The 23,647-nt window shown below is 32.5% G+C and carries 21 protein-coding genes, 1 tRNA gene and 1 pseudogene; 19 read left to right on the top strand and 4 right to left on the bottom strand.

Annotation, left to right across the window (positions count from 1 at the left end; translation table 11 throughout):
- Nucleotides 1–1,696 precede the first annotated feature (1,696 nt).
- The 7 genes from IPJ23_04500 (at nt 1,697) to IPJ23_04530 (ending at nt 10,192) form a co-directional block, all read left to right on the top strand.
- The gene (locus IPJ23_04500; protein ID MBK7629956.1) at nt 1,697–2,287 is read left to right on the top strand and encodes a T9SS type A sorting domain-containing protein; all 591 of its coding nucleotides are present in this window, start codon (nt 1,697–1,699) and stop codon (nt 2,285–2,287) included.
- Nucleotides 2,288–2,704: 417 nt separating this feature from the next.
- Nucleotides 2,705–3,664 (top strand): T9SS type A sorting domain-containing protein, encoded by a 960-nt coding sequence (locus tag IPJ23_04505; GenBank protein MBK7629957.1) that lies wholly within the window; start codon nt 2,705–2,707, stop codon nt 3,662–3,664.
- A gap of 27 nt (nt 3,665–3,691) precedes the next feature.
- Nucleotides 3,692–4,939 carry a tail fiber domain-containing protein gene (locus IPJ23_04510; protein MBK7629958.1) on the top strand — a complete coding sequence of 416 codons (1,248 nt, stop codon included), beginning with the start codon at nt 3,692–3,694 and terminating at the stop codon, nt 4,937–4,939.
- Nucleotides 4,940–4,977: 38 nt separating this feature from the next.
- Entirely contained in the window at nt 4,978–5,448 is a 471-nt protein-coding gene (locus IPJ23_04515) for a T9SS type A sorting domain-containing protein (protein MBK7629959.1), read from the top strand.
- A gap of 129 nt (nt 5,449–5,577) precedes the next feature.
- Complete coding sequence (locus IPJ23_04520; protein MBK7629960.1) at nt 5,578–7,965, top strand: T9SS type A sorting domain-containing protein; 2,388 nt, start codon at nt 5,578–5,580, stop codon at nt 7,963–7,965.
- Between the two features lie 176 nt (nt 7,966–8,141).
- Nucleotides 8,142–8,648: a hypothetical protein gene (locus IPJ23_04525; protein MBK7629961.1), complete on the top strand. Its 507-nt coding sequence runs from the start codon at nt 8,142–8,144 to the stop codon at nt 8,646–8,648.
- Between the two features lie 356 nt (nt 8,649–9,004).
- The gene (locus IPJ23_04530) at nt 9,005–10,192 is read left to right on the top strand and encodes a class I SAM-dependent RNA methyltransferase (protein ID MBK7629962.1); all 1,188 of its coding nucleotides are present in this window, start codon (nt 9,005–9,007) and stop codon (nt 10,190–10,192) included.
- A 39-nt stretch (nt 10,193–10,231) separates the two neighbouring features.
- Here IPJ23_04530 and IPJ23_04535 read toward each other — a convergent pair.
- The 4 genes from IPJ23_04535 to IPJ23_04550 all read right to left on the bottom strand — a co-directional run bounded on the left by IPJ23_04535 (nt 10,232) and on the right by IPJ23_04550 (nt 13,721).
- Nucleotides 10,232–10,305 (bottom strand) — tRNA-Arg (locus IPJ23_04535).
- A 98-nt stretch (nt 10,306–10,403) separates the two neighbouring features.
- Nucleotides 10,404–11,978, bottom strand: coding sequence for an OmpA family protein (locus tag IPJ23_04540; protein ID MBK7629963.1), 1,575 nt, complete (start codon nt 11,976–11,978; stop codon nt 10,404–10,406).
- Nucleotides 11,979–12,111: 133 nt separating this feature from the next.
- Nucleotides 12,112–13,185: a DUF814 domain-containing protein gene (locus tag IPJ23_04545; protein ID MBK7629964.1), complete on the bottom strand. Its 1,074-nt coding sequence runs from the start codon at nt 13,183–13,185 to the stop codon at nt 12,112–12,114.
- Nucleotides 13,182–13,721 carry a hypothetical protein gene (locus IPJ23_04550; GenBank protein MBK7629965.1) on the bottom strand — a complete coding sequence of 180 codons (540 nt, stop codon included), beginning with the start codon at nt 13,719–13,721 and terminating at the stop codon, nt 13,182–13,184. The genes IPJ23_04545 and IPJ23_04550 overlap by 4 nt, the downstream gene beginning before the upstream one ends.
- A 110-nt stretch (nt 13,722–13,831) precedes the next feature.
- Between IPJ23_04550 and IPJ23_04555 the strand changes: the two genes are divergently transcribed.
- The 12 genes and pseudogenes from IPJ23_04555 (at nt 13,832) to nadB (ending at nt 23,472) form a co-directional block, all read left to right on the top strand.
- Nucleotides 13,832–14,599, top strand: a complete 768-nt coding sequence (locus tag IPJ23_04555) for a PASTA domain-containing protein (GenBank protein ID MBK7629966.1) — start codon at nt 13,832–13,834, stop codon at nt 14,597–14,599.
- Nucleotides 14,600–15,256 (top strand): ribulose-phosphate 3-epimerase, encoded by a 657-nt coding sequence (locus tag IPJ23_04560; GenBank protein MBK7629967.1) that lies wholly within the window; start codon nt 14,600–14,602, stop codon nt 15,254–15,256.
- A gap of 76 nt (nt 15,257–15,332) precedes the next feature.
- The gene (gene folP, locus IPJ23_04565; GenBank protein MBK7629968.1) at nt 15,333–16,163 is read left to right on the top strand and encodes a dihydropteroate synthase; all 831 of its coding nucleotides are present in this window, start codon (nt 15,333–15,335) and stop codon (nt 16,161–16,163) included.
- Nucleotides 16,164–16,169: 6 nt separating this feature from the next.
- Nucleotides 16,170–16,988 (top strand): TIGR00159 family protein, encoded by an 819-nt coding sequence (locus IPJ23_04570; protein MBK7629969.1) that lies wholly within the window; start codon nt 16,170–16,172, stop codon nt 16,986–16,988.
- Nucleotides 16,963–17,502 (top strand): glycosyltransferase family 2 protein, encoded by a 540-nt coding sequence (locus tag IPJ23_04575; GenBank protein MBK7629970.1) that lies wholly within the window; start codon nt 16,963–16,965, stop codon nt 17,500–17,502. Before IPJ23_04570 ends, IPJ23_04575 begins: the two co-directional genes overlap by 26 nt.
- A 136-nt stretch (nt 17,503–17,638) precedes the next feature.
- Nucleotides 17,639–18,094 (top strand): CHAD domain-containing protein, encoded by a 456-nt coding sequence (locus IPJ23_04580; protein ID MBK7629971.1) that lies wholly within the window; start codon nt 17,639–17,641, stop codon nt 18,092–18,094.
- Between the two features lie 18 nt (nt 18,095–18,112).
- Nucleotides 18,113–18,790 carry a metal-dependent hydrolase gene (locus tag IPJ23_04585; protein MBK7629972.1) on the top strand — a complete coding sequence of 226 codons (678 nt, stop codon included), beginning with the start codon at nt 18,113–18,115 and terminating at the stop codon, nt 18,788–18,790.
- A gap of 68 nt (nt 18,791–18,858) precedes the next feature.
- Nucleotides 18,859–19,631: pseudogene (locus tag IPJ23_04590) on the top strand (ParA family protein).
- A 13-nt stretch (nt 19,632–19,644) separates the two neighbouring features.
- A complete protein-coding gene (locus tag IPJ23_04595) occupies nt 19,645–20,583 on the top strand; it encodes a ParB/RepB/Spo0J family partition protein (GenBank protein MBK7629973.1) in 939 nt (312 codons plus the stop codon).
- Nucleotides 20,564–21,052 (top strand): hypothetical protein, encoded by a 489-nt coding sequence (locus tag IPJ23_04600; GenBank protein MBK7629974.1) that lies wholly within the window; start codon nt 20,564–20,566, stop codon nt 21,050–21,052. Before IPJ23_04595 ends, IPJ23_04600 begins: the two co-directional genes overlap by 20 nt.
- Before the next feature lie 12 nt (nt 21,053–21,064).
- Complete coding sequence (locus IPJ23_04605; GenBank protein MBK7629975.1) at nt 21,065–21,778, top strand: hypothetical protein; 714 nt, start codon at nt 21,065–21,067, stop codon at nt 21,776–21,778.
- Between the two features lie 62 nt (nt 21,779–21,840).
- Nucleotides 21,841–23,472 (top strand): L-aspartate oxidase, encoded by a 1,632-nt coding sequence (nadB, locus tag IPJ23_04610; protein ID MBK7629976.1) that lies wholly within the window; start codon nt 21,841–21,843, stop codon nt 23,470–23,472.
- Nucleotides 23,473–23,647 lie beyond the last annotated feature (175 nt).

The following is a 23,647-nucleotide window of genomic DNA, read 5'->3' on the forward strand; positions in this document are numbered from 1 at the left end:
AATGCAGATAAATCTGACAGGAGTTTCTAGGCCTGTTTTAAAATTCAATCATAAATATTCATTCGAAACAAGTACTGATTATGGTTCGGTAGAGATTTCTCAGGATAATATTAACTGGATAACTCTAAATGGATTTACTGGAAATACCGGCAGCGAATGGGAAAGCAGAACTTATGATGTAGGAATTCTTAAAAACCAAACTAATGGATATATTAGATTTAAAACAACTTCTAATTCAGCAAATCAGCAAAATGGCTGGAGTTTGGATGATGTAGAAATATTTAACAATCCAAGGACTCAAACATTTCCATTCTTTGACGATGTTGAAACCGACACATCTTCACTTAATGCATGGATAGCTGGCAGTTTTGATTTAAAACTTGCAAATGCACACAGTGGTGCACAAGTCTGGTCGGTAAAACCATCAGGTGGTAGTTATAATTATCTTACCTTATCCGGAAAACTTAATCTTTCAGGTGCACCTAATCCATACGTCTCTTTATGGGTAAAAAAGGCTGATGGGGGAAGTGGATATATAAAAATTGAAGCTTCAGGTGATGGAGGTTTGACCTGGACATCATTGCTCGAACCAAATTTCAATGGAACACAGTACACCTGGTTTCAAGCATCATTAGCAAACTTTAGACAAAATAATGTTGTGGTAAGAATCGGATGCTACAATCCTTCAGGTGGAACATACTATATTGATGATATTCTATTTGACAATGCTCCAACTCCAAAAGCATTAACACTCTTAACGCCAACTAACAATGGAATGAAAGTTAGATGGGGTATTTCAACTGCGGCAGATTTTGGCAACTATAGAGTCGTACTGTCAACTGACCAAAATCAGGTTAACAATTATTTTACAACTGAAGCTTTACAAAACAGAACAGAAACAAGAGTATTTGATATTTTTAATCAAGCAACAATTGAAACAACACTTACTGATCTTACATTTATGAACGCAATGTATTATGCTAAGATTTATGAACGTGATACTCAGCTATTAATTAATCAAGGTTCAGATAGAGCTGATCTTTCTACTGCTTTTACAGTTATTCCTCAGACAGCACCGTTTGTTCAAACATTTGAAAGCACTTTTGGCTGGGCCTCCGATTTACCCTGGGCAGTTACTCAAGAAGATTCCAGCGATCCTGGTCATAGCGGAACGCATGCAATGGAAGATAGTCCTGGATCAAATTATCAAACAAACGCAGATAGAAGAATAGTATTTCAGGTTAATACTCAGTCCGTTGCAAGACCGGTTTTACGATTCAATCATAGATATGCATTTGAGCCTGCAGTAGATTATGGCAGCATTGAATATTCTCTTGATAATGTGAACTGGATTTATTTATCTGGATTTACAGGTAATACAAATACACTGTGGAAATCAAATGAATTTGATATCACTCCGATAAAACAATTAAATGCTTCTTATATTAGATTTAAAACCACTTCTAACAGTTCAACAAATTTAGATGGTTGGCATCTTGATGATGTTGAAATATATAACAACACTAAAACTCTAGGAATCCCATTATTTGATGATGTTGAAGTTGATTCTATTTCAAATAAATATTGGATTGCAGGACAAATGGAAATTAAATCTGCAAACGCATACAGCGGTGCTCAGGTTTGGTCGCTTCCTCCTTCAGGCGGATCGTACAATTACCTTACTCTTTCAGGTTTAATGAATCTTTCAAACGCACCAAATCCTTTTATTTCTGTATGGGTAAAAAAAGCGAATAGTGGAAGCGGTTACATTGCAATAGAGGCCTCCAACGATGGCGGATCAACCTGGACTAGATTAAAAGAACCTAATTTTAATGGTGCAAATTATACAAATGTTGTTGCATCCTTATCAAACTATCGTCAGGCAAACATATCCATAAGAATAGGTGGATACTCCCCATCTGGTGATACATATTATTTTGATGATATTACTATAGCAGATTCCACAGGCTGGACCGGAATTGAAGACTTTGCTGGTATAACACCAACTGATTTTGAATTAAGTCAGAATTATCCAAATCCATTCAATCCAAGTACAACTATTCGTTATGCCGTACCTAATGAAAGCAAAGTCTCTATTTCTGTATTTAATTTATTAGGTCAAGAAGTTGCAACATTAGTAAATGATATTCAATCAGCAGGATATCATGAAGTTGAATTCAATGCATCTGAATTGTCTTCAGGTGTGTATCTATACAGAATTAATGCTGTTTCATCTGTTGGTTCAAAAGAATTTACAAGCACTAAAAAGTTTGTGCTTCTCAAATAATTACAAGACTTACATTTCGGAAGACCGTCTCTGAGGCGGTCTTCTGACTATTATAAGTAAGCAATTTCCTATAATATTTTTTAACTGATTGCTAAATGATCAATCACAGATAGGAACCAAATGAAATTATTTACATTTCTCTTTTTATGGTCGAACATTTTATTATTTCAAAACTTAAATGCCCAATGGACAAACACTGATGTAACTCTAACCGGTAGGCAGATTCAGTGCTTTGCTATTTCAAATTCAGCAGTACTCGCCGGTACTAATGGTGGACTAGTGCAATCAACAAATAATGGATTAAATTGGACAAACGTTGGAGGTGGATTACCATATAGTAATATTCGAGCTCTTTTAAATGTAGGCACATCGCATCCATATAATTTTTTAGCCGGTATGATTTCTGGAAGAATTTCGATGTCCTCAAATTATGGTGCGGATTGGACAGCTTTCCCCGCTGAATCGGAGCAACTCCCATTTTTGGCTGATGTTAATTGTATTCTTGAACGAAGCAATAGTACAAATTATTTTGTCGGAACTGAACGAGGCGTGTTCGTGCTTCCACAATTTTACCCTCTATCTACCTGGATTGCTAGAAACACTGGATTGCCTTCAGCAGAAACAAAAGTTAGAGCTATTGTTGAGAATAATGGTGAAATATTTATTGGAACAAATAGCGGAGTATTTCAACTGAATGGTTTTGATTGGACTGAAAAAAGTTCAGGACTAACGAATACAAATATTACTGCTCTTAACACTATTGATACTCTTTTAATCGCAGGTACAAGCCAGGGTTCAGTTGGAGGTGTATACATTTCATCTGACAACGGAAATAACTGGACACTTTCGCTAAATGATCCTTGGGTTACTTCAATTTTAGTTATCGGCTCAAATATTTTTGTTGGAAGTTTTGGCAACGGTGTTTTGCGCTCCACAAATAGAGGTAATACCTGGACTCAGATTAATGATGGGTTAGCCAGCGGTGCATATTATGTACTGTCATTAGGGAATGATAGCCAGTACTTGTTTGCTGGCACAAATGGTTCCAATATCTGGCGCCGTTTTTTATCCCAGGTTGTAACTGATATCAGTGAAGAAAATAATACACAACCTTCAGAATTTTCACTAAAACAAAACTATCCTAATCCGTTTAATCCAAGTACAAAAATACGCTACTCAATTCTCCAACAAGGTAATGTAACATTAAAAGTTTACGATGCGCTTGGTAACGAAGTTGCAAAAATTGTTGACGAATTCAAATCTGCAGGAAGTTATGAGATTGATTTTAACGCATCAAATCTAACTAGCGGTGTATATTTCTATAAAATTCAGGTTGGCGATTTTGTATCAACAAAAAAAATGATATTAATAAAATAATTACTTAACAAATTAAAAGAGCAAACAATGAAATCAATTAAACTATTTATATTCGCATTTTTATTATTAGTAATTAATATTTTACCCCAGAACATTGAAGCAAAACTTGGTGCTGCTGGAGTATTCAGCATCAAAAGCAATGGCAATGCTCCTGTATTTCAAGTTTCCGGTGACGAAGGTAATGTGAATATTGGTTATTCAATAAATTTAGCCAATACAACTAATTATAATACAGGAGTAATATATAAGGGTGCAAATAGATTTATACACGATAAAGGTACGGACAATATTTTTATTGGTAATAATTCCGGAAATTTCTTTTTTAATACTTTCCTTTCAAAAGGAAACACAGCAGTTGGTTCAAACACTCTATTAGAGCTTACTACTGGAACTGAAAATTCATCCTTTGGATTAAACTCCCTACAGAGTAATACAGACGGGGGATTTAATTGTGCATTTGGTTCACATACATTAACGCCAAATACTACCGGTTCATTTAATTCCGCATTTGGTTACAGTGCTTTAAGAAGCAATACAACATCCAGTTTTAATTCTGCTTTTGGTTTAGGATCATTATTTAGTAACTCAACAGGCATATCAAATTCAGCGTTTGGCACTCACTCTTTATTTTCTAATACTAGTGGAAATAGAAACACTGCTATTGGAGATTCTGCTGGGCGTAACATGTTTTCAGGTTCAAATAATATATTTATAGGATACAATTCTCAACCAAGTTCAAGTTCTGTATCAAATGAAATAACTTTGGGTAATAATCTAATTACAACAATTCGCGCAAATGTTACTTCAATAACTTCACTATCTGATGTTCGTGATAAAAAGAATATAAAAGATTTATCACTCGGATTAGAATTTTTGATGAAAATTCACCCACGAGAATTTAATTGGGATAAAAGAGAATGGTATTCAGACGGAAAATCTGATGGAAGTAAAATGCAAGATTTACCTACCGCTGGATTCATTGCGCAAGAACTTGATATGGTTCAAACGGAATCAGAGGCTGAATGGTTAAAGCTAGTATTAAAAGAAAATCCAGATAGGATTGAAGCATCTGCTGGAAATTTATTTCCTATAGTTGTTAAAGCTGTGCAAGAATTGAAAAAAGAAAAAGATTCTGAAATCGCTCAATTAAAATCTGAAAATGTTTTATTAAAAAAAGAATTAGAAACATTAAAAGAGCTACAATTACGGTTAGCAAAACTAGAACAGGTGTTAACTAATTCGGATGCGAAATTTTCCAGTAACATTACTGAATAACTAATTAATAACCATTCAATAATGAAAGCCGAATTATTATGAAAATAAAACTATTAATATTAATGCTACTAAGCATAATAACTATAGAAGCTCAAAGCATCCTGATTGTTGGTTCCGAAGCCATTCTAAATATTTCTGCTACTGCAGATATTTGTTCGGATAGTTTATCTGGTAATATTACAGGAGACGGATCATTTTGTGGAAATCCTACAGCTGTTAAAAGTGAATTGATGGAAAATATCCCGACAATATTTTCACTCGAACAAAATTATCCAAATCCTTTTAACCCAAGTACAAAGATCAGCTGGCAATCACCTGTAAACCTTTATCAGACTTTGAAAGTTTATGATATGCTTGGTAATGAAGTAGCAACACTAATTAACGAAGAAAAACCTGCAGGAATTTATGAAATTGATTTTAATGCATCACAGTTATCGAGTGGAGTTTATCTGTATAAGCTTCAAGCTGGTGAATTTAAATCAACTAAAAAAATGATTTTAATGAAATAAAAATTTAAAAAATTCCTACAAGGAAAGGGAAGCATCGATCAAAATCTCCTTGTGTACAAGCCGCATTTGGTAAAACATTTGCGGCTGATATTTAAGTGAGTAAGATTTATTAACCAATAAGACAGTCATATGAAAAATAAAATAATAATACTTTTAGTATCATTGATGTTATGGGAATCAAATTTCGCCCAGTTTGAAAATTTTCATTGGAATAATCCAAAGCCGCAGGGCAATGATCTTAATGTTGTTCATTATTCAGCAGGATCAAATGTTTTTGCTGCCGGTGATTATGGTTCAATCTTAAATTCAACAAATGGTGGAACTCAGTGGGAACTTACCACAAATTATTTACCAAAAAATATAAATGGAAAATATTTTGTTACGAGTACTTTAGGTTTTTTAGTCGGCGATAGAGGATTAATCTTAAAAACGACAGATGGTGGAACTACTTGGGAACAACAAAGCTCACCAATAGATACAACCTTAAATAGCGCTTACTTCTTTGATCAAAATAATGGCTTTATTGTAGGAGATGATGGATTACTGCTGAATACAACTAATGGCGGCGTAAATTGGAATAATGTTTCTTTCACAAATTATTATTCACTTAAAGATATTCAATTTGCTGATGCAAATAACGGGTTTATAGTTAGAAATTCTGGTGGTGTGTATAGATCGACAGATACCGGATTAACTTGGTCGCTTTATACATCCTTACCCACTCCCTGGTTATTAACAGATGTAACATTTGTCAATAGTAATATTGGATTTATCACTTCTGTTTATACTAATAAGATATTTAGAACAAGTGATGGCGGAAATAGTTGGAATGAAATTGTACTTACTGGAGCTAATGGTTGTAATAAAATCGTTTTTTCTGATGCTAATTCTGGTTATGTATTTGGTACCCTAGGTAAAATATTTAAATCAACTGATGTAGGTTTAAATTGGATCGAATTAACAACTGGAACTACAGCTAGCATAAATGATGCTTACTTCATTACACCATTTGTTGGAATTGCTGTTGGTGCAGGGGGGATAATTTTATATACAATAAATAGTGGTACAACATGGTCTAAGTTATCAGAAAATGATTGCGAGTATTTGTTCTCAATATTTTTTCAAAATTCAAATGTTGGTCTCGTCACTGGATCAAAAGGTAAAATACTAAAAACCACTGACGGTGGTGAAACTTGGGTGGATAAGAGCGTATCTAATAGTCTTTATCCAATTGATGTTGTATTGTTCAATTCTGGTTTAGGCTATTTTATTGACTATTACGGCCTTGGTATATATAAAACTACTGATACTGGCGAAAATTGGAATTATCATACTTTTAGTGGTTTCAATGGTAATCCTGCCAAAATAAAATTTTTAGATGATAATATAGGATTTATTGTTGGTATTAATGGTGGAATATCAAGATCAACAAATTCTGGTGATAGTTGGAATGTAATTGCGTCTGGTACCACATCCAGTTTATGGGGAGTCGATTTTCTAAATTCAAATACTGGGATTGCTGTTGGTGCAGATGGAATAATTTTAAAAACTATTGATGGAGGTTCTACTTGGAATTCAATTGTTAGTGGCTCAACTGCATTCTTAAGGGATATTGCGTATAGAAATGCAAGTACACTTTTTGTAATTGGTGATAATGGAGAATTCTTAAAATCTACAAATGGTGGAGATAGTTGGAATACTGTAATACTTCCAACAAATGAAAGTCTGACAAGAATAAAATTCTTAAATACAAACGAGGGAATAATTATTGGCTATGCTGGTACACTATTAACTTCATCTGATGGCGGAGAAACCTGGGTCGTTAAGCAAACGAATACAAATAAATCATTTAGTGATTTTGTAATAAAAGACACAACAGGAATATTTGTGACAGGCGAATTGGGAGTGATAATAAGTTTTTCTCCTTCTATAATTCCTGTAGAGTTATTATCATTTAATGCTTCCGTTGATGGTGATAATGTCAATCTAGATTGGCAAACTGCAACAGAGTTAAATAATTTCGGGTTTAGCATAGAAAGAAAACAAGTCTTCAGTCCACAGTCTGCCGTAAGTAATGATGAGTGGAAACAAATTGTTTTTGTAAACGGCTATGGAACAACAACGGAATCTAAATCATATACTTTTTTAGATGAAAAATTAACTTCTAGCAAATATCAGTACCGACTAAAACAAATTGATTTCGATGGGACATTTGAGTATTCAAATATAATTGAAATTGAGATTGGAATTCCAGTTAAATATTTTTTAGAACAAAACTATCCAAATCCATTTAATCCAAGTACAAAAATAAGTTGGCGATCACCAGTGAGTGGTTATCAAACATTAAAAGTTTACGATGTACTTGGAAACGAAGTTGTTACTCTTGTAAATGAATTTAAACCATCTGGAAATTATGAAGTGGAGTTTAATGCTTCTAAACTTTCAAGCGGCGTTTATTTTTACAAATTGCAGGTAGGCGATTTCACGTCAACAAAAAAAATGCAGCTAATTAAATAATTAGAAAGATGTTAATGAAAGACAATTATGAAAGAAGTAGGAGAAGAGTTAAACGATTAACGATTGTTATTAACATCACAATTATTCTAGTAGCTATTTCAATAATTGCAATAATATTAAGCCTTATATGATAACAAAAAAGTTCAATTTCATTCACAATTAAAAGGAAAAGTAAAATGAAAAAACTAAAATCTCCATTGTTTACGGTTATGATCTTAACGATTCTAACTCTTGCGATTGGCTGTTCTAAAAAGTCGGATAACCCTGTTGATCCAGGAAACATAGTACAAGCTCAAGCAACTTTAACATTAAATGGTGCCGGCTACGTAAATAAATCTGTTACACTCAGTAATGGTATAGCCGAATTCTCACTTTCAGATACGGTCACTGCAATTCAGTTTTCAGGGATAGTAGATAATGACTCACTTTATTTTGCTATAATATTTAAGGGAAATCAAACAGGCACAATAAACTGGAATGATGATAATGGAGCACTACTTTTAAAGAATGCTTCAAGTTTTTATATAGGTGCAAGTCAGGGAACAACAACAATTAGCAGCTATGGTGCTATTAGTGGAAAAATTGAGGGGAATATCAACGGTAAATTGATAGAGCAAATTTCACAGGCTGAATTGAATATAAGCGGTTCATTTTCTGCTGTTAGAATTCCTGACGTTCAATAGTCAAAACAAAATATTTATTGGCTGTTTTATTATTTGATAATACATTATTTGATTTGAAACAGCCTTTTAATTAAAAATCTTACTTAATTAAGGTCATAAAAATCAACAACGTTATTGAGAAATGTATCATATCAATGCTCACTTTAAAAAATATTTTTTAGATTTTATTTACCTAATCATCATTCTGCTAATATTGATACTAATTAAATAAAAAATCTACTACTCGTTCTTACCTCATATCATATAAAATATTCAAAAAAGTCAAATAATGTATTTTGTTGGGTAAGACATCAACCTAATAGTTATATTTAATTTAATAATAATATTTTATTTACCTATTAGGTTGGATTATTACAATGTACGATTATCAAAAAAATAGCATTTATTTTGCACAAGTTCCCGGGATGATGGAAGAATTATGTGAACAGGAATTAATTGAGCTTGGTGCGAAAAATACAAAAGTCTCATATCGTGGAATATATTTTGAAGCTGATCATTTTACTTTGTATAAAATAAATTACACTGCTAGAACAATCTCGCGAGTATTAGCGCCGCTAAAATCATTTTATTGCAATAACGCTAACGCGATTATGAAAACTGCTGAACTAATTGAATGGGAAAAGATATTTTCATTAGATCAAACATTTTCAATAACATCATCTGTTTCAAAAAGCACAATCAACAATTCATTGTACGCATCACAAGTGTTAAAAGATGGAATTGCCGATTACTTCCGTGCAAAGTTTGATAAAAGACCAAATGTTGACACAGGTAGTCCGGATGTAAGGTTTAATTTATTTATTGAAAAAGATAAAGCAATTTTAAGTCTGGATACTTCAGGTGAGTCTTTACATAAAAGGGGATACAGACTCCTTGCAGGTGAAGCTCCGATGCAAGAGACTCTTGCTGCCGCAATTATTAGATTAAGTAAATGGGATGGCGAAAAGCCACTGCTTGATTGTATGTGTGGTTCAGGTACAATTATTTGCGAAGCACTAATGCTCTACTGTAAAATTCCAGCACAAAAACTTAGAAAGAATTTTGGGTTTTTCCATTTGCCTGATTTTGATGAATCTATATGGATTCAAGTTAGAAATGAAGCTGATAGTAAAATAATACCTCTGCCAAAAGAACTAATTTATGGCAGTGATAAATCACAGATTACTCTTAAAGTTGCACAAGAAAATTTGTCACGACTTCCATATTCGGATTCAATTGAAATAGCGGCGCAGCCGTTCCAGCACATTAATCAATTTGAAAATGGTGTTCTGATTACTAATCCACCGTATGGAATTAGGCTTGGTGAAAGAAGTGAAGTTGAGATCCTGTATAGAGAGCTCGGTGATTTTATAAAGACAAAATGTAAAGGCACAACTGCTTTTATTTATACCGGCGAGCCAACTTTAAGAAAATATATCGGTCTAAAAACTTCAAAAAGAATTCCTTTGGTAAATGGAAAATTGGAAGGCGTACTTTTACAGATTGATAGTTATGAGGGAAGTAAAAAAGCAAAGTATCAGAAGAAAGAAGATGAATCCAAGTAAAAGAAAAAAGCTCAGTTTTTAAGCTGAGCTTTTTTTTTGTACACCCGACAGGATTCGAACCTGTAACCTTCTGATTCGTAGTCAGATGCTCTATCCAGTTGGGCGACGGGTGCATTTTATATTTACCACACAAATATAAAACATTTTATCTAAGCTTTAAAATAAAAAAGGGTGTCTCTAGAGACACCCTTTAAATTAATTTAGACTAGAATTATTTAGTTCTTGTGAACTCAATTCTTCTATTCTTTTGCTTGCCTTCTTTTGTTTTGTTATCAGCAATTGGTTTGTCTTCGCCATAGCCCATTGTGGTAATTCTATTAGCATCGATACCTTTTGCAACTAACCAAGCTTTAACTGATTCAGCTCTAGCAAGAGAAAGTTTTTGATTGCTCTTTGCACTTCCATCACTATCAGTATGTCCGCTTATTTCAACAGATATATCTTGATAAGTAGTAAGTGTTTTTAGAGCTTTCATTAGTTTGTCTTCTGATTCTGGTCTGATTGTAGCTTTAGCTACATCGAACATGATTCCTTCTAATACGATTGGAACACCAATTTTAACAACGTCATCTTCTGCGTTTAATGGATCTGTACCGCGTTTAACTTCGGTATAATCATCAACGGAACCATCATCAGTATCTTTTGCTAATGGATTTGTTTTGTGTTTTAGTACTTCTTCAGAATCACTTAGGCCTTCGCCATCAGTATCAGCTTTTAATGGATCTGTTTTGTATTTCATAACTTCATCACCATCAGTTAAGCCTTCACCGTCTGTATCAGCTTTAACAGGATTGGTTTTGTATTTCATAACTTCATCACTGTCTTTTAAGCCGTCTTTATCAGTATCAACAACCAAAGGATCGGTTTTGTATTTCATGACTTCGTCACCATCAGCTAAACCATCACCATCAGTATCAACAACTAAAGGATCAGTTTTGTATTTCATAACTTCATCGCCGTCGGTTAAGCCATCACCGTCAGTATCAACTTTTAAAGGATCGGTTTTCAAATTCAAGAATTCTTCACCGTCATTTAGTCCGTCGCCATCTGTATCAGCATTTAATGGGTCTGTACCGATTTTCTTTTCATCACATTTACCTAAGCCGTCCATATCTTTGTCTGCTTTGCAGTTTTCACCAGTAAATGTTAAACCTAAAGAAGCATTCAAATAAGCATCCCAAATATCATCAGGACCTGATCGATATGAATCAAGATCATATGTAGAAGAGAGAGCTCCGCCAAGAGCAAAATCTAATAATACTCTTTCACCAAGAGCAAATTCAGCACCAATACCAGCTGGAACAATAGCAACCCAACCATCCTCTTCGGTAGTTTTTCCACCAACATTAGCTGGTTTTGTATCAGCACTAAAATTCATAACTCCACCACCGATGTAGAAATAAGGGTTCCAACCTTTTACATCAAAAGGAGCAACTTTAAATCTTAAATGGATTGGAATTATTGTGGTTTCGTATGATTCACCAACATCAGTTCCTTCACCAAACATAGCTACTCCGGAATATTTTCCGTAACCGCCATTAATGGAAAGTTCTAATGCTTTTGTTAATTCGAAACCAAAAAATGCTTCACCTAGCCAGGAAGCTTTGAACCAGTCGAATGATGTGTTATCATTACCACTGAACCCTAAATTTGCAAATTCATTTTCAGGGAATAAAATACTTCCGCGAATACCGAATTTTGTTCCCCAATCTTTAAACTGTGCGTAGTTTTGTTGGCTCATTGCAACCAATCCTACGATTACGAACAAATAGACTAGTTTTTTCATATTTTTCCTCATTTGTTGATGATATACTGTACTAATTTAGACCCAAATTTTTTGTGATTATACGAACTAATTAAGATATGCTGCGAAAAGATAGAATTTTTCTTTTTAAAGACAAAATACTACTAAAAATATTTTACTCTGTTAAATATTCTACATCCAACGGAATTTCTGGTTTTACTAACAAAACCTCTTCTTTAAGTAATGAAACTTGACCTGCAGGCGATCCTTTTCGTTTTGATACGTATTTTTTCAGAGTGTAAGACACAGGAACGATTCCCGCACTTTTAGCTTTGCTGTGATATGCCGCAAGGGATGCTGCTTTTTTAAGAATGTTTTTAGGAATAGCTTCCTTTGTATTTTCGACTATCAGAACAACATGTGATCCCGAAACAGATCTAGCATGAAACCAAAAATCATTTTGTTTAGCAAACTTTGTAGTTAACAAATCGTTATTTAATGAATCCTTGCCAACGTAAACGTGATACTTATTTTCTATAAGATAATGTTTGAATTTTGCTCCTATATCTTCAAAAAAATTTGATTTTTCTTCATCTTTAATTTTTAATTCATTCATTACTTGATTTATATCCTCTAATATTGGATTATTTTCTATTTTTTGTTGATAAGATATCAATCTTTCAAATTCTTTTTTAGAACTTAAATATAATTTGCTCGATTTTTCAAAATTAATTTTACTATCTCGTGCCTTTTCAAAATATCTATCAACATTTCTTTTTGCTGATAGTTTACTATCCAACTTAATATGAATTCTGCTGCCTGGATTATATATATCATCAACCTCAATTTCAGAGAGTCCCGAATGAATATTATTCAAATTAATCAAAAGCAGATTTGCCATTCTTGCGTAAAGATCATCTTGCGGACCTTTTTCTAAAACCGCAGTCAGATTATTTAAACGTGAAGAATATTTCTTCAGTTCTCTATCCAGATATAAAATTATCCTTTTTAACTTTTTATTCTTTTCTTCGTACTGATATTTTTTAATCAAAAAGAGGTTAAAAGCTTGAACAATACTTTCAAATAATTGTTTATCCAGTTTCGAAAATATTTTTAGTGAATCAAATCCAATATGTATTTCAGCAGTAACTTCATCAGTATAGATTGCAGGAGGTTTAGTAAAAATATCCTGCAAAACATTTAATAGTATTTCAGAATCTCTTACAATATCAGATCTTCGAACCTTCACTTCATATTCAATTTCACGCCCAATAAACTGATATTTTTTCTAATCTCTTCAATACTTAGCCCATCTATCAAATCAGCATCAATCATACTTAAAAGGTTATAGTAAAACTTGTTTTCAAATTCCTGATTAATCTGATTTAATATTTCTTCACTTTCATTTTTAAACGATGTTAGCATATCTGATTTGTAGAATAGATTTGTGTACTTACCACGAATTGCAAAAAATAAGTCTCCACCATCAGTTTTAATTCTAATGATCCGATCATCAGAAGCAATTAAAACTTCTTTAATTGTTTTGTTTATCAGCTTACTAAAAATCTCAATAGTATTTTTCTTCGCTCTAGAAAATCTGTTTCTGATATTAATGAATGGCACTGAATGATTTACTGAAACCTCAATAAATAATTCATCGATTCCATCCAGCTGAATGATCAATTTATCTTTTTCCTGCGAAAAGATGCTAACAATTCTTTTCCCAGCTAGAAGATTATTAAGCTCAATTGTTAACCTGTTTAAATAATAGTAGCTTTTATACATAAAATATATTTCTTAACCGCATGCAATCTAATTATTTTATTGATATAATTTGATTGATCTAATACAAAAGTTGTTTGTTAAAAATTTTGGTTAATGATATATTTGAACTAATGAAAAAACTACTCGAATATCCAATAGTACAAAAACTTCTAATCGGATTAGCTATTCTAATCGCAATGATACTTGTATTTGATTTTATTTTACTACCTCTTTATGTAAGTGGTTCTGAGATCAACGTTCCAAATGTTGTTGGAATGACTGAAGAGGAAGCATTTAAAACTTTAGAGGATGCTGATTTCAATCCTTCAATTGCTGATACTTCTTTTGGGGTATCACTTCCACCGGGAAGAATATTTTTACAAAAACCAGAAAGAGGAAAACTTGTAAAAGAGGGAAGAACAATTTATTTATTTGTTAGCGGCGGAGATCAAATAATTTCTGTTCCCTTATTAAAAGGAAAATCTGTTAGAGATGCTCGATTATTTTTAGAAAGAATCGGATTGAAACTTGGTTCGATTGAGGAAGTAGCTTCCACACAACCAAAAGATATGGTTTTTGATCAACAGTTTGCCGAAGGTACTACAATTAGAAAAGGGCAGAGTGTTGGAATTTCCGTCAGCATCGGAAAAGGTGCGGGAGAAATAATTGTTCCGGATTTAATTGGAAAATCTTTAACTGAAGCACAAAGAGTTTTATCAGACAGCACACTCAAAGTTGGAAAAGTTAATTATCAAATTTCAAGTACCTTGCTACCAAATACTGTTCTCGACCAGTATCCAGCACCCGGAAATAAATTAAACAGCGGAAACACGGTTGATCTCTTTATCACAAAAGAAGGAAAGATTCAGGAACTAGTAGAATTTCCTGAGGAGAATTAAATGAAACTATTAGCTCCGTCAATTTTATCAGCCGATCTTTCAAATCTTGCTCAACAAATTAGATTGGTTGAAATGAGCGGTGCAGACTGGATTCATTGTGATATTATGGATGGACATTTTGTTCCTAATATTACTTTTGGACCTGTTATTGTTAAAGCTGCAAAAAAATCTACTAGGCTACCACTTGATGTTCATTTGATGATTAAAAATCCTGATAATTATTTAGAAGATTTTCGAAATGCAGGCGCAGATATTATTTCAGTCCATTTTGAAGAAGTTGTTCATCTGAACAGAACAGTAAATCGTATAAAAGAATTAGGCGCAAAAGCAGGCGTTGTAATAAATCCATCTACTCCTGTTGCATCTTTAAAAGATATCGCTGAATACATAGATTTGCTTTTAATTATGACTGTTAATCCGGGATTTGGCGGACAAAGTTTTATTTCAAATTCTGAACGTCGAATAGCAGAAGCAGTAGAGTTAAAAAAATCTTTAAGTGCAAATTTCTTGATTGAAGTTGATGGCGGAATAAATAGACATACCATAAAGTCAGTTTCAAAGGCTGGTTGCGATGTATTTGTTGCAGGTTCATCCATCTTTCATTCGGATAATATTTCAGCGTCAACAACTGAGTTGAAGAATTTAATTAATTCATAATAAGAACTAAAAAGATCTTATTAAGAGCGGCTTTGAACCGCTTTTTTTATTTAATTTTAGTGAAAGAAATTTGTAGATGATCAATCCTAAATACAAATTCAGAAATAAAGAACTAGATTTTGATCTTCCCAAGATAATGGGAATAGTTAATGTTACACCTGATTCATTTTCTGATGGTGGAAAATATTTTTCATTAGATAAAGCGATTGACCATGCATTAAAGTTAATTGATGATGGTGCAGATATAATAGATATTGGCGGCGAATCCACCCGCCCGGGTTCTAATCCTGTTTCTATTAATGAAGAATTAGACAGAACGATTCCTGTTATAAAAAAAATATTTGAATTAAGAAAAGATAGCTTAATCTCTATTGACACAACTAAAAGTGAAGTAGCAAAACAAAGTCTAGATTCTGGTGCTCAAATTGTAAATGACATAAGCGGTTTAACCTTTGATGAAAACATGATAGGCACTGCAAAAAAATTTGATGCTTGCGTTGTAATTATGCACATCAAAGGCAACCCTAAAACGATGCAAGAGAATCCAGAATATGAAAATGTAGTAAAAGATGTTTATGATTTTTTACTTGTACAAAGTATTAAATCAAAACAAAATGGTGTTGAAAAAATAATTGTTGATCCTGGAATTGGATTTGGAAAAACTGTTGAAAATAATTTTACACTAATTAAGAATTTAGATTACTTCCAATCGCTAAGCTATCCGATAATGATTGGCCTATCAAAAAAGTCTTTTATTGGTAAAACTTTAAATCTGGATCTCGATCAAAGAGAAATTGGGACTGTAATTTTAGAAACAATTTCAGTTTTAAAATCAGCAAGAATAATTCGTACGCACAATGTAGAATATTGTAATCAAATAGTTAAATTAGTCTCACACATTCTCTAATATTTAATGATTGATCTTTTTAAAATAGGTTTTCTTACAATAACGCTTTCGGATGTAATTGATATTGCTATTGTTTCATTTATTTTTTACAAATTATATACGATTTTGCGCGGAACAGTTGCAGCACAAATTGTAATTGGACTATTAGTAATTATTTTAGTTTCATTCCTATCACAACTTCTTAATTTTAGAGCCGTAAGCAGACTCTTAACTTTAATAACTGATATTTGGGTAATTGCATTTGTAATTTTATTTCAACCTGAAATTAGAAGACTATTGGTTTTATTGGCTCGAAATCGTTTCTTTAGAGTCTTTGCAAAAACAGAATCTCACGAAGTTTCTGATGTTATAGTTGATGCGGCGTTTCAGTTATCGCAGCATCAGCACGGTGCATTAATTGTTTTAATAAAATCATCAGGAATAAGGGGTTTTGCGGAAACGGGCGAAATAATAAATGCACGATTGAGTGCCCCATTACTTACTTCAATTTTTTATCCACGCTCTGCGCTACACGATGGAGCTGTAATTGTTAATAAAAGCTTTATTGAAGCCGCCAGATGTACACTACCTCTTTCTCAATCAACTTCCATCAAAGGCGAAGCGTTGGGAATGAGACACCGCGCTGGACTAGGAATTTCTGAACAAGCAGATGTGATTAGCGTAATAGTTTCAGAAGAAACAGGAAGCATTTCGGTTGCTGAAAATGGTGAACTTGTGAAAGGATTATCAAAAGAAGCTCTTAGACGAAGGATAAATAGGGGATTAAGAGCACCGGAGAAAAAAGGATGGAAAGGATTTATTGACCAGCTTAAATCAAAAAGTTAAAGTTTGTGCAGTTATTCCTTTTTATAATGAAAAAGATTTTTTATCGGATGTAATTTCTGAAACACTGAAATTTGTTGATATTATTATTGCTGTAAATGATGGGTCAACTGATAATTCAGAAAAAACAATTGTTGATAATGATGATGTCCGAATAATTTCTTTAGATCGGAATTATGGTAAGGGCTATGCGTTGCAAAAAGGTTTTGATAAGTGTGTCAAGGAAAACTTCGATTATATAATTACTCTCGATGCTGATAAGCAGCATAACCCGGCATTTATTCCCGATTTTATTTCTCATCTTAATAAATTTGATATTGTCATTGGAAATAGGCTTAATGATACTGAAGATATGCCGTTTCAGAGAATTCTTAGTAATAAAATTACCTCAATATTTCTATCTTTAAAAACTGGACAAAGGATTTTAGACAGCCAATGCGGATATCGTGCATATAAGATTGATGTTCTAAAAAAGTTAAATCATTTTCTTTTGGATATGAAGCGGAAAGTGAAATGATTATCTATGCAGCCAGAGCTGGTTATAAAATTGGATCTGTTGATATTTCTACAATTTATGGAAATGAAAAAAGTAAAATGAATCCTATTAAAGCTATTCTTGGTTTTATTAAAATATTATTCAAGTAAAGAAAATTATGAAGCGTAAATGGGAAATTGACAAGCTTAAAGTCTCAAAACAGTTTAAGAGAACAGCAAATACGATTTTAGAAAGCCGCATTAAAAGTCTACTTATTTATGTTGATAAATATTTCAAGGATTTATCTGTCAAGAGTCTGCACGATGTTAGAATTGCGTTACGTAGAGTTAGATATTCAATGGAGTTATTTATTGTTTGTTATGATAAGAAAAAGTATTTAAAGTTATACAATATCATTCAGAAGCTACAGGATTCTTCCGGTAATGTTAGAGATGTTGATATTTCTTTAGAAAACATAAACACTTTAACGATCGAAAATCAAATTGAAATTGATTCTAAAATCATTACTAAAGCAAATGAAAAAAAAGTATCTTTAGAAGAAATATTTAGAGTTGAATTGGCGAAGTTTGCCTCGAGTAATGTTCTTAAGGATTTTCTAAAACAATTATCTTAACAGAGGAGAAGTAAAACCGTGAAACTTAAATATTATAGTCACTCAGCTTTTCAGATCACAACAAATGTTGGTATAAAAATATTAATTGATCCATTTTTAGATGATAATCCTTTTAGCCCAGTAAAATCCAAAGATGTAGCTGCAGAGTACATAATTCTTACTCACGGACACGGAGACCATGTTGGTGATGGATTAAAAATTGGTAAACGATGTAACTCCCTATTTATTTGTGTTAATGAATTGGCTGAATGGGTTAAATCTAAAGGACTTAACGCACATAATATGCATATTGGCGGAGCGCATAATTTTGAGTTTGGACGAGTAAAATTTACAATTGCCCATCACGGATCACTTTCACCAGATAATAAATATACTGGCGAAGCTTCTGGAGTTTTAATAACAATTGATGGAAAAACTGTTTATCACACAGGTGATACAGGATTGTTTTATGATATGAAACTAATTGGTGAAATGAATCCCATAGATTATATGTTGCTCCCGATTGGTGATAATTATACGATGGGAATTACAGATGCAGTAAAAGCTGTTGAACTTGCAAATCCCAAAATAGCAATACCTATGCACTACAATACTTTTCCTATAATAAATTCTGATCCTAACGAATTTAAAAAACTTGTTGAAGCAAAAGGCACAAAATGCAATGTTTTAACTTTTGGTGAAGAAATAGAATTATGATTTTAAGTGTTTATATATAACTTTCATTCGATTATCTTTGAACTCAATTTTTTAACAATTCTATTTAGATGGCAAAAATAATTTCTATAGCAAATCAGAAAGGTGGAGTGGGTAAAACAACCACAACCATCAATTTATCCTCATTGCTGGCTGCTGCCGAAAAGCGTACTTTATTAGTTGATATCGATCCTCAAGCAAATTCTTCATCCGGATTAAGCGTAATAAATCAAAATCCATCTGTATATGAAGTGTTAGTTGGGACAAGAAATATTAGCGAAGTGATTATAAATACTTTTATGCCGTTTTTAGATATGCTTCCATCAAACATAAATCTGGTTGGAGCAGAAATTGAAATGGTAGATTTGGAGAACCGGGAAACACTTTTACAAAAAGCACTTGTAGAAGTAAATGATAAATACGATTATATCTTGATTGATTGCCCGCCATCGCTTGGTTTGCTTACATTAAACTCACTCACTGCATCAGATTCTGTTTTGATTCCAGTTCAATGTGAATACTTTGCATTGGAAGGATTAGGACAACTATTAAATACAATTAACATCGTAAAAAACATTTTAATAAAGAGTTGGCAATTGAAGGCGTTCTACTTACAATGTTTGATACAAGGCTAAGATTATCACATCAGGTTGCGGAAGAAGTTAGAAAATATTTTGGCGATAAAGTTTATAACACAGTAATCAACAGGAATGTAAGAATTTCTGAAGCACCAAGTTACGGTAAACCAATAATTCTTTATGATGCGATCTCCAGCGGTGCGCAAAATTATATGGCTTTGGCGTCTGAGTTTCTGGAAAATAATTCAGATATTTTAAAAAACTAATGATATGAGTAAAATGAAATCGAGTTTAGGAAGAGGATTGGATGCGTTAATCAATCCAAATAGATTTACTGAAACAGATGAACAGAAAAATCCGGATTACTCAAATGTAAAATTTGATGACGGCAAACAGGTTGATGTACTTGCTAAGATTGCAGTTGATTTCATTTCACCAAACCCGTTCCAACCACGATTAAATTTTGATCCACTTGCACTAGAAGAATTAAAAAAATCTATAATCGCAAATGGATTGATTCAGCCAATAACTGTTAGACGAGTTGCCGGCAACCAGTATCAGTTAGTCTCCGGTGAAAGACGTTTACGCGCTTATTCTGATATCGGTTACAAAGAAATTCCGGCCTATATCATCAAGGTTGATTCTGATGAAATAATGCTTGCCCTAGCATTGATTGAGAATATTCAGAGAGAAACCTTAAATCCAATAGAAGTTAGTAAAGCTTACAAAAGATTGATGGATGAATGTCATTTAACGCAGGAGCAAATTGCAGATAAAGTTGGAAAAGACAGAACCACTATTGCAAACTCAATTAGATTATTAAAACTTCCTGAAAAAATTCAACAATGTTTGGTTGATGAAAGTATTTCCGCGGGACACGCAAGAGCATTAATCAATCTACCGAGTGAAGATTTTCAGCTATATGCACTTGATAGAATTTTAATAGATAATTTATCTGTTAGAAAAGTAGAGTATCTTACTAAAAAACTAATTAGCGAAGGTATTCCGAGTAAAAAATCTTTTACCGTAAAAACAAAGCAAACTGTTAATTCAAATCTCAACGATGTTGAAGATAAGCTTAGAAAAATATTCGGTACAAAAGTTAAATGTAAACAAGATAAAAGTGGCAGCGGTGAAATTATTATAGAATTTTTCTCTAACGATGAATTAGAAAGATTGTTTGAACTTTTTGAAATTATTGACAGCAAATATAATTAAGATTATTTCACTCGTTTTTATTCTTAATCTTAGTTTATTCTCACAACAGGATACAACCACAATTCAAGACACAACAAAAATCAGTTCTGATATTTTTGTAATGCAAAAATCTCCTTGGGGAGCAGTTGCTAGAAGTGCAATTATTCCGGGTTTAGGACAGATTTATAATGAATCATATTGGAAAGCTCCTGTTGTTTGGGGTGTAATGGGCTGGTTTGTTTATGCGTGGGTTGATAATAACAATAATTACCTCGATTATAAAAATCTTTATACACAAACTGGAAATTCTATATATTTAAGTTATCGTGATTTTTACAGAGATCAACGTGATGAGTTTGCGATTTATATGGTCTTAACTTATTTTTTAAATCTTGTTGATGCTTATGTTGATGCACATATGTTTGATTTTAGTGTTGGCGAAAACTATATGACCAAAACTAAAATGCTAAATGTTAGAGTAAACTTTTAATGAGATTCCTTTATGCTTTTTGAACATACAAGATGTAAAAAATGCAATCATATTAATCCTGCCTATAAAAATATTTGCACAAAATGTAAATCGTATTTAAGAGAAAGAATTGTTAACATTGATTTATGGGATACAATTAGTTTATTATTTGAAGAACCTATAAAAGCCTTTAAACAAATTATTTTTGCAGAACACAAGAATTTTATATTATTCATTTCCTTTTTTATAGCAATAAAAAATTTAATTATTGCACGTTTTTTTTCAGTACCAGCATTGGGTCTAAATGGTGTAACAACATCATTGCTGTTCAATATCCTCTTGATGATTTTAATTTCAGTTTCTATACTATTTTTATTTACGTACCTGCTTAAAATATTTTATAGTTTTAGGAAGATTGATTTAAGATTTAAGGATATTTATGCCGTTAATGTTTACTCATTTGTTCCATATTTGTTTGGATTGATATTTATTTTCCCGGTTGAGCTAATTGTTCTCGGCGGTGATATTTTTTCAAATAACCCATACTCATTTCAAATAAAGCCACTTGTCACTTACATTCTTATTGGTTTTGAACTCATAACAATCATTTGGTCTTTTTACTTGATCCATAAAAGCATTTTTGCGACTACTTTAAAAAGATTATATGCTATTTTTATTACTCTATCATTCTTTTTAATCTGGAATGTTACTTTATATCTCTCATCCAAAATAATCTTTACCATTTAATAGTATTTATTATTCCTCATTATTTTTTATCTTAAACTGTTATTTCATTATAAATAATTGGAATGAAAATGTCCATAAAAACAGATGTATTAATAATTGGAAGCGGGATTGCAGGTTTATTTGCTGCATTAAAAATATCTGAATACGCTGATGTTATTCTTGTAACTAAAAAGAACAAAGCAGAATCAAATACTAACTACGCACAAGGCGGTATTGCTTCCGTTATAGATCCAAGTGATTCTTTTGACATACATGTTGAAGATACACTTATTGCAGGCGCAGGTTTATGTGATAAAAAAGCTGTTGAATCAATGGTTAAAGAAGGTCCTGAAAGGATTAAAGACCTAATCGAAATTGGAACAATGTTTACAAAAAATGGGAATGAGTTTGATCTTGCGAGAGAAGGGGGGCATTCAATGTCTAGAATTCTACATTCTAAAGATCTAACCGGAAAGGAAATTGAGCGAGCATTAATTCATGCAGTCGAGGGAAAAGAAAATATAAAGATTTATGAAAATGCAACCGCAATAGATTTACTTACTGAACATAATATTTCAGGTAAAAACACTTCACTCATCCAGAATCAAAATTGCTGGGGAGCATACATTCTGGATTCCACTGAAGATGAAGTGCTTAAAATTACGGCAAAAGCAACTGTCCTTGCAACCGGTGGACTAGGTCAAGTTTATCTCCATACAACTAATCCGCAAATTGCTACAGGTGACGGATTTGCAATGGCTTACAGAGCCGGAGTTGAAATTGGAAATATGGAGTTTATTCAATTTCATCCAACCTCATTTTATACAAATCAAGCCAATTCAGAAATTGATAGTCATTCTTTTTTAATTTCGGAAGCGGTGCGTGGATTTGGTGGATTGCTCCGCACAAAAGATGGAAATATATTTATGGAAAATTATGATCCACGAAAAGAATTGGCACCAAGAGATATTGTTGCAAGGGCAATCGATAATGAATTAAAAAAACGTGGTGATGCTTTTGTTTATTTAGATTTAACTAATAAAAATTCAAGAGAAATTATTGATCACTTTCCAAATATCTATTCAACCTGTTTAAAATATGGGATAGATATTACAAAACAATTTATTCCAGTTGTACCTGCCGCGCATTATGCATGCGGCGGAATTGTTGTTGATTTGAATGGCCATACTTCATTAAAAGGATTGTATGCGAGTGGGGAAGTAACGATGACAGGAGTTCATGGGGCTAATAGACTTGCTAGTAACTCACTTTTAGAGGCACTTGTTTATGCTTACAGGTGTGCTAATTCAATAAAAGAGTTTCTAAAAAATTACGATATAAAGATTCCTAATTTAATGGATTGGGATGATTCTGGTACTTTAACTCCAGATGAAAAAGTGCTTATTACACATTGTGTTAATGAAGTAAAACAAACTATGTGGGATTATGTAGGAATAGTTCGTTCAGATTTAAGGTTAGAACGAGCCGGAAACAGAATCCATAATATCTACAAAGAAACTGAGGATCTGTATAAAAAGACAAAGGTATTTCAGGAAATATTAGAATTAAGGAATTTAGTAGCTTGCTCCCACTTGATAATTAAATCTGCAAAAGTAAGAAAAGAAAGCAGGGGATTGCACTATACAATTGATTATCCAGACTCGTTTCCGCTTGATAAAATTAAAAATACTATTATTAAAAATAGGATTTCTTAAGCATATAATCTTAAGTAAGTAATAATTATAATCTCAATGATTACAAATAATTATCTAAAAGAATTGTTAAAAAATAGCTTTATTTAATATACTATCATATATGATTATTCTATTAGATATTATTTATATCCAAATTGGTTGTACTCACTTTTACATAAAGCTTGCTATCAAATAC

Source organism: Ignavibacteriales bacterium (assembly GCA_016709765.1).
Taxonomy (GTDB): domain Bacteria; phylum Bacteroidota; class Ignavibacteria; order Ignavibacteriales; family Ignavibacteriaceae; genus IGN3.

Excerpts from the sequence above, each read along its gene's own strand:
- IPJ23_04500 (MBK7629956.1), top strand. The coding sequence starts at position 1,697 with ATGAATCTTTCAAACGCACCAAATCCTTTTATTTCTGTATGGGTAAAA.
- IPJ23_04505 (MBK7629957.1), top strand. The coding sequence starts at position 2,705 with ATGTCCTCAAATTATGGTGCGGATTGGACAGCTTTCCCCGCTGAATCG.
- IPJ23_04510 (MBK7629958.1), top strand. The coding sequence starts at position 3,692 with ATGAAATCAATTAAACTATTTATATTCGCATTTTTATTATTAGTAATT.
- IPJ23_04515 (MBK7629959.1), top strand. The coding sequence starts at position 4,978 with ATGAAAATAAAACTATTAATATTAATGCTACTAAGCATAATAACTATA.
- IPJ23_04520 (MBK7629960.1), top strand. The coding sequence starts at position 5,578 with ATGAAAAATAAAATAATAATACTTTTAGTATCATTGATGTTATGGGAA.
- IPJ23_04525 (MBK7629961.1), top strand. The coding sequence starts at position 8,142 with ATGAAAAAACTAAAATCTCCATTGTTTACGGTTATGATCTTAACGATT.
- IPJ23_04530 (MBK7629962.1), top strand. The coding sequence starts at position 9,005 with ATGTACGATTATCAAAAAAATAGCATTTATTTTGCACAAGTTCCCGGG.
- IPJ23_04540 (MBK7629963.1), bottom strand. The coding sequence starts at position 11,978 with ATGAAAAAACTAGTCTATTTGTTCGTAATCGTAGGATTGGTTGCAATG.
- IPJ23_04550 (MBK7629965.1), bottom strand. The coding sequence starts at position 13,721 with ATGTATAAAAGCTACTATTATTTAAACAGGTTAACAATTGAGCTTAAT.
- IPJ23_04555 (MBK7629966.1), top strand. The coding sequence starts at position 13,832 with ATGAAAAAACTACTCGAATATCCAATAGTACAAAAACTTCTAATCGGA.
- IPJ23_04560 (MBK7629967.1), top strand. The coding sequence starts at position 14,600 with ATGAAACTATTAGCTCCGTCAATTTTATCAGCCGATCTTTCAAATCTT.
- folP (MBK7629968.1), top strand. The coding sequence starts at position 15,333 with ATGATCAATCCTAAATACAAATTCAGAAATAAAGAACTAGATTTTGAT.
- IPJ23_04570 (MBK7629969.1), top strand. The coding sequence starts at position 16,170 with ATGATTGATCTTTTTAAAATAGGTTTTCTTACAATAACGCTTTCGGAT.
- IPJ23_04580 (MBK7629971.1), top strand. The coding sequence starts at position 17,639 with ATGAAGCGTAAATGGGAAATTGACAAGCTTAAAGTCTCAAAACAGTTT.
- IPJ23_04595 (MBK7629973.1), top strand. The coding sequence starts at position 19,645 with ATGAAATCGAGTTTAGGAAGAGGATTGGATGCGTTAATCAATCCAAAT.
- IPJ23_04605 (MBK7629975.1), top strand. The coding sequence starts at position 21,065 with ATGCTTTTTGAACATACAAGATGTAAAAAATGCAATCATATTAATCCT.
- nadB (MBK7629976.1), top strand. The coding sequence starts at position 21,841 with ATGAAAATGTCCATAAAAACAGATGTATTAATAATTGGAAGCGGGATT.